The sequence below is a fragment of the Cupriavidus sp. UYPR2.512 genome, assembly GCF_000379565.1.
Classification (GTDB): Bacteria; Pseudomonadota; Gammaproteobacteria; order Burkholderiales; family Burkholderiaceae; genus Cupriavidus.
The window spans coordinates 1-6,821 of record NZ_KB902905.1; the positions used below are offsets into that span (position 1 = coordinate 1).

Genomic DNA, 6,821 nt, shown 5'->3' on the forward strand with positions numbered 1-6,821 from the left:
CAATGCAACCAGGGTACCGCAAAGCGCTGGCGCGGAAATATGTTGGGTGCGCGTTGGGGTTGTGATCGTGCAGCGTCGACTTTGACGCTCGCTCAGGCGTCCTCGGTGGAGCGCGGTCGGATCCCATCNGGCGTTCTCATCGGCGCAGAAAGCNGGCGCATCTGGGCCGGTGGGTATGGCAGCCGGTGACACTTTCGCTTCGTTTCATCCAAGTTATTGAACCGTAAGGAAATTCTTCCTGCACCGTGCCTTTGGCGGGCGGAGGTGGCACTTTTGCTTGCGAACCGGTGGCACCTTTTGCTTCGGTATACGTCATGACCCCGTGCGCTACCAAGACCTGACGCGCAAAAAGAGTCCTAAGGCCGTGCGTCCGACGCCACCCAAGAAGCGCGGACATCCTCCCAGTCTCGATCGCCCCCGGCAGAACCGGCCATGGAGGCGGTGGACTCCGGTTAAATGGATACCCTAATCACTCCTTATCTTGCGCGCACGACCTCGCGTCAGTGTCGCAAGTACACCCGGATCGTTCTCACCTGAAACGACAGTCATCAGGATGCGCCCGCTGCCGCCAGGTACGTCTGATAGAACACTCCCCAGTTTGAGATTCGCATCCTCAAGCAGGTTCTCGATACTCAGGGCATGCCGAGCGATCTCGCGCGTTTGTTATTTGCCTTCACCTTTTGTCGGTTGTTCGACAGTGTCAGCATGATGCTGATGGAAATGAACGAGCAAAAAGCGAGTTGTCAGGTCTTGGCATGCTCTTTGCGAAGAGCGAGGCAAGGTAAAGCGATGTCATCCCCATCTTTCGGTCTTCTGCGGCGGGCATGGGATGCACAGTACGCTGGCACGATCGCCCAAACCTACCTTCAACGTGGATAGCCGTACTACATCGGCATACACGACTGAATGTCGGCGGGGCCTTGGAGTTGGGTGTAAAAGAATTTCAGTCTCGCTGAAAGATGCCGTTTATGAACGTGGTCCAGGACTACCGTGATTGGAAGCTCGACATTGAGTCCGTGCCTGCTGCGGGAATGTACACAGCTAAGGCTACAATCTCGCGGACGCGTACCGACTGGGATGATGTGTACTTCAGCTACACGTTCACGGACCTCGGACTGTCCGACACGCCGAAGGGTGTCATGCGGTGGGCGGCTGACTGGTTGCGTAGGTGGATAGATGACAACGCATGAATCACAGCATCAGTATAGACGGCACGCTCTCTTGTCGATCAGAGAAAGCAACGGCGCACACGGTGCAGCCGCTCACCAGGCAGTGGGCGGACTTTGGGTGACGTTGGCCGATTTGTGCCACAGGACCCAAGCTCGAAAGGAACGTCTCGGTCCGCATGGGTCACGGAAGCCGTGCATGCGCCGCTCTCGTTCACAAGTCGGTTGATGACTACGTTCGGCTCGGTTCTTCACGCGTGCGGCAGCCTTGACGAACACGTGTTTGACGCCGGCCAGCTTGGGAAGCTCGACCTTCGCCGCCGGATAGCTTCGCAATTGGCCAGTGACGATCTTGCGCGGCATAGGGCATGAACGAAGTACGCACTTGAAGGAGCCCTTCGCCACAGTCTTGTCCCGCCGACTGTGCAGCATCACAGAATAACCGCATGCGAGCCAGGACAGACGATCGACCACTTCAACGTCGCAGTTGCTCCCCACAGCGCATGCACCGACATCGTGCTGCTGCAAAAAATGACCGGTGTCGCGCGCCGGGCGGGAGTCGCTTCATGTAGCAAGTAACACTGAACAGGAGAACGTCGCATGTCGAGCCCGAACGAGTCGTCCTCACCCGCTTCGCATGGCTGCACCGCAACCCCCATCACACTCCCGCCGAGGCTGCCGCCCTCCCCGTGCTGCTGCGACAGCGACCCGATCACGGGACTCAAGCAGTTATTCGTCGACTACTTCCAGGGCAAAGGCATGGCCGCCGGCCGCGATCCCGCGACGCGGCCCGTGTTTCTCCGCCTGCACGGCGTGGCGCACGGACGCTTCACCGTTGCGCCGAACCTGCCGGACGTGCACAAGGTCGGTGTCTTCGCGCAGGCGCGCGAGTACTCCGCTTGGGTGCGCTTTTCCGCCGACGTGCAGCCGGGCGTTCCCGATCTCAAGGGCACGACCGGCATTGGCATCAAGCTGTTCGGGGTCGCAGGGCCCAAGCTCCTCGAGCCGGACCAGGACGCCTCGACGCACGACTTCATCCTGCAGAACCACGACGTGTTCTTCGCCGATACCGCGAAGGACATGTGCGAATTCACCTGCCAGTCGCTGCACGACAAGCGCGACGAGTACCTGAACGAGCATCCGGTGACGGCGCAGATCCTCAAGGAAATGGAGAAGCGGGTCGAGTCCGCGTTGACTACGCCGTACTGGAGCGTGCTGCCGTCGCGCTTCGGCGATGCGCGCTTCGTCAAGTACAAGCTGGAGCCGCTCGAAACGCCGCCCGCCGATGCGCCGCCGAATTTCGACGACCCATTCTACCTGCGCGCCGACCTGCACGCGCGCCTGCGCCGCGGCGCTGCGCGCTTTCGCTTCATGGTCCAGTTCCAGACCGACGAGCGCGAGATGCCGCTCGACGCGGCCACCGTGCGCTGGAGCGAGCAGGCCAGCCCGCCCGTCGAGGTCGGCATTCTCGAGCTGCCGCTGCAGGACCTCGACGCGCGCGGCCAGTCGGCCTACGGCGAGAACCTCGCCTACAACACGTGGCATGCGCTCGCGGCACATATGCCAGTCGGCAGCCTCGCCGATGCGCGCAAGGACGCGTACCGCGCGTCCGCCGGCAATCGCCGCAACGTCAACGGCGTGCCGCTCGCCGAGCCGGCCGAGCCGCGGCCGCCGCAGTACGCGCCCGGCGTCGACTACCCGGCCGCCGTGGACACCCGCATCGTCCGCGCGGCGATCCACCCGGCCATCGGCATCGCGCGCGTCGGCAACAGCGCGACCGAGTACTACGTTGGTCCGCAAGTGCTCGACCCGTCGCCGATGCCGCCCGGCTTCTATCGCGACGCCACCGGCGCCCTCAAGCGCGAGGCCGCGCAGTTCCGGATCTACGGCTACAACGCGGCCGGCGACGTCGTGCGCGAGCTGACCGCCGATTGGGCCGACATCGGCTGGAGCGTGCACCTCGCGAACCGCAAGGCGGCCTGGTACCAGTGGCAGATCGCCATGGACATTCCCGAGGCGGCCACCACCGTGCTGCCCCGGCGCAACGCGAAGGTCGCGGAGCGCGGCACGCTCGTCATCGATGCCGGGGAGCAGCGCATCGCGGGACGCAACGCCGCGAGCGTGACCTGCGTAGGCGAATACACCGGCGTGCCGGTCAAGCTCGGCGAGCTGCTGACCGACGCAGCCGGCCGGCTGCTCGTGCTCGGCGGACACGGCGTATCGGCCTCCCCGACCGGCACCCCCATCTACAACCCGGACGACGATAAGTCCTTCATCAACGCCGACGGCTGGTACGACGACACCTGCGACGGTATCGTCGCGGCGAGCGTCAGCATTGAAGGCCGCGCGATTGCCGTCGAATCGGCGTGGGTCGTCACCGCTCCGCCGAACTACGGGCCGCAGGTCAAGGCCGTGCGCACGATGTACGACCTGCTCTACGACCTCTACGTCCAGTCGGGCTGGATGGCGCCGCCGGCAGCGGTGTCGTTCATGGACGACGTCCATCCAATCCTAGACCGGCTGACCGGGCTGCAATGGGTGAACCAGGGCTTCGCGACCGCCTTCGGTTACGGCGGCAGCTTCGATTTCTCGAGCCCGGTGCTGATTGCGCGCCTTTCGACGCTGCCGCCCGCCGGCCAATACGATCCGAACGCCGAGCTGCGCTACCAGATCTTCAACAGCTTCCGTCCGCCCAACCCGCCCGACGGCAACCAGCTGCCATGGCCCTGGCTGTACGGCGACGCGGTGACAAGGCCCGCCGGCGAGGGCCCGCGCCAGAACGCGGCTGTCAGCGGGACGCAGTACGAGATCCTGAGCCGCTGGGCCAGTGGCGACTTCATCGCCGACTGGCGCCCGGGCCGTCAGGGGTCGGCCAGCATCGACAAGGTACCGCTCGCCGGGCAGCCGGCCATGCTCGATCGCGCCGCGCTCGACTTCTGCCTCGCCGACGCGTTTCACCCCGGCTGCGAGATGACCTGGCCCATGCGGCACCTGTCGCTCTACGACAAGCCGTTCCGGATCCGCGTGCGCCCGGCCGACGTGCCGGAGCCGGACTACGGCCCCACGCTCGATCAAGCCACCGCGCTGTCCGCGAGCGGGCCGCTGCACGCGCAAAGTCCCGGCGACATCAACCGCTGGATGGGCCTGCCGTGGCAGGCCGACACCGCGTACTGCCGCGCCGGCTACGACACGGCGTACGATCCATTCGTTCCGACGTTCTGGCCCGCGCGCGTGCCGAACCACGTGCTGAGTGCAGATGACTACGCGATCGTCGCCGATCCGTCGCAGCCGCCCGCGCGCCGCATCGACGCCTTCAACAACCGGACCAACTGGAACAAGCCGCTGCGCGGCACCGTGGCTGCGCAGATGGAGGAGATGATCCGTATCTTCGGCTCCATGGGCCTCCTGGAGTTGCGTCACGCCGCCGGGCTCGGGCCGGCCTTCCCCGAGACGATGATGGTCGCCACCTACGGCCCGGATGTCGCGCCGGCCGATGCCTCGGGCACGAGCGCGGCCGCCGCCGCGAAGCCGCCGGTCGAGGCGCTGGCCGAGGTCGCCTTAAAAGCTCCGGCGGTCCATCCGAAGGCTCGGCCGCTGTCGCACGGCGCGAACTTCGCGTCCCACGAGGAAGCCGAGGCGGCGCCGCTGCCGGTGCGGCGCGGCAAGCCGCGCGGCTGAGGCGGCGTTGCCGCAGCGGTATGACGTCGCGATCGCAGGCGGCGGCCCGGCCGGGTCCGCCGCCGCGATCGCCCTTGCGCGCAGCGGCTTGCGCGTGCTCATCGCCGACGCGCAGAAGCATCCGGGCGCCGGCGAGACGTCGAGCTTTCGCATCGGCGAAGGGCTGCCGCCTTCGGCCCGTCACCTGCTCCGGGAGCTCGGCGTGCTCGAGCGGGTGCTGGACGGCGGGCACCGCTTGAGCCACGGGACCGTCGCGTTCTGGGGCGCCGCCGCGCCGCACTTCAACGACTTCATGCTTCAATTGCACGGCCCTGGATTGCAGCTCGACCGGCCACGCTTCGACGCCTCGCTGCGCGACGCCTCCCGCGCCGCCGGGGCCGAGCTGACCGAATCGGCGCAACTGCGGATCGATACGGCAGCGGCAAGCGCTCATGAACCACACGTGCTGAGCCTGAGCGCCCACGACGGCGACATGCGGACGCTCACAGCCCGATGGATCGTGGACGCAACCGGACGCGCCGCCTCCTTGGCGCGCTCGCTCGGCGCCTCGCCTATCCGCTACGACAGCCTGCTCGCGTTCTATCTGCGTCTACGGACGGACGCTCGTTCCGACCGAGATGGCCGCACCTGGGTCGAAGCCGTCGAGGACGGCTGGTGGTATAGCGTGTTGTTGCCGTCGGGCGAGCGGCTGATCGCATTCCTCTGCGATGGCGCGATAACACAACACCGCGCGCTGCTCGACACGCACTCGCTGTGGGCTGCGCTCGCGCACGCTCCCAACCTCCATGCGTTGTGCGCCGAGCATGGCTATCGCCCTTCCGGGCGGCCGCGAGGCGCTGACGCCAGCAGCGTCGCACTTAACGCGACCGCGGGTACGCACTGGCTGGCCGCCGGCGACGCGGCTCTCGCGTTCGATCCGCTGTCGTCCAAAGGGATATCCAGCGCGCTTCATACCGGCTTGCAGGCCGCGCGTGCGATCGTCGCCGTCGACGCCGGTGATGCCAGCGCCATCGGCCGCTATGCTGCTCACTTGCACGACCTCCACTGCACGTACCGCGATCAACTCGCGTCCTTCTATGTAATGGAGACCCGTTGGTCGGATGCGGCGTTTTGGAAGACGCGGCGACGTTGAAGGCTGTCGCCATCCCTCGATGATGGCTTGCCATGGCCGGCGAGATCTCGCGCCATCCAGCATGGATGCATGCGTTCGCCAAAAGGCCAGCAACATTCACCGCCGTATCGCCTTACCAAAGTAATTTGGTTTGCCACGATACGGAGCTGCAAGCGCGTAGACCAATGGGATGGACGCCCCCACCCGATAACGACATCAATGAGCCAGACTGGGGGTTCGGCAACCACTCGAACCGGAAGGGGCGTCCCATGCAGATTACGACCGTTGGTATCGACTTGGCGAAAAGCGTGTGCCGGCGATTTGCCTCAGCGGGTAAGTTGGCCGCTCCAACATTCGAACGCTGCAGTTGTGCCGCCTCGGTGCCCCGCTTGCGCACGAGGACATCGACCTGCTGCACATTTTCTACAGAAAGGCGAACGAGGGGCTACGCGCACAAGCTTATGGTTGGCTTTGCCATCCTGGTTGACTCGCGAACAGTTGGGCCCATGGAGTGAACTCAGATTTTCCTGTCCCAAGCCACTACACGCCCGTTCTCAATCGTGATGCGGAGTCGACAGCCTCCGCGAGGACCGGGTTCGTACTTCCATACTTCCCGAACTTTCGTCTTGAGGAACTTTTGGTCGATCGCATAGGGCTTTCCGCGGGAATCCACAAGTTGTTCCGTGGTCTGATCCACCCAAATGTGGGATTTCAAAATTTTACTCGCAATCGGCGTTAATGGGATGGACGCCCCCTCCCCGTAACGGGATATGCATGCCAAAGTTGGGGGGCACTGCAACCCCTCGAACAGGAGCATCCATCATGACGATCACGACGGTAGGTATCGACTTGGCGAAAAATATCTT

The 6,821-nt window shown here is 64.8% G+C and carries 2 protein-coding genes and 1 pseudogene; 2 read left to right on the top strand and 1 reads right to left on the bottom strand.

The window, feature by feature from the left end:
- Window positions 1–1,302: 1,302 nt before the first annotated feature.
- Window positions 1,303–1,589 (bottom strand): annotated as a pseudogene (locus tag A3A5_RS41125) (DDE-type integrase/transposase/recombinase); the annotation flags it as partial.
- Between the two features lie 177 nt (window positions 1,590–1,766).
- Here A3A5_RS41125 and A3A5_RS38110 point away from each other — a divergent pair.
- Window positions 1,767–4,844 carry a LodA/GoxA family CTQ-dependent oxidase gene (locus A3A5_RS38110; protein WP_232431306.1) on the top strand — a complete coding sequence of 1,026 codons (3,078 nt, stop codon included), beginning with the start codon at window positions 1,767–1,769 and terminating at the stop codon, window positions 4,842–4,844.
- Window positions 4,845–4,851: 7 nt separating this feature from the next.
- Window positions 4,852–5,976: an NAD(P)/FAD-dependent oxidoreductase gene (locus A3A5_RS38115; RefSeq protein WP_018310431.1), complete on the top strand. Its 1,125-nt coding sequence runs from the start codon at window positions 4,852–4,854 to the stop codon at window positions 5,974–5,976.
- The last annotated feature ends 845 nt before the right edge of the window (window positions 5,977–6,821 follow it).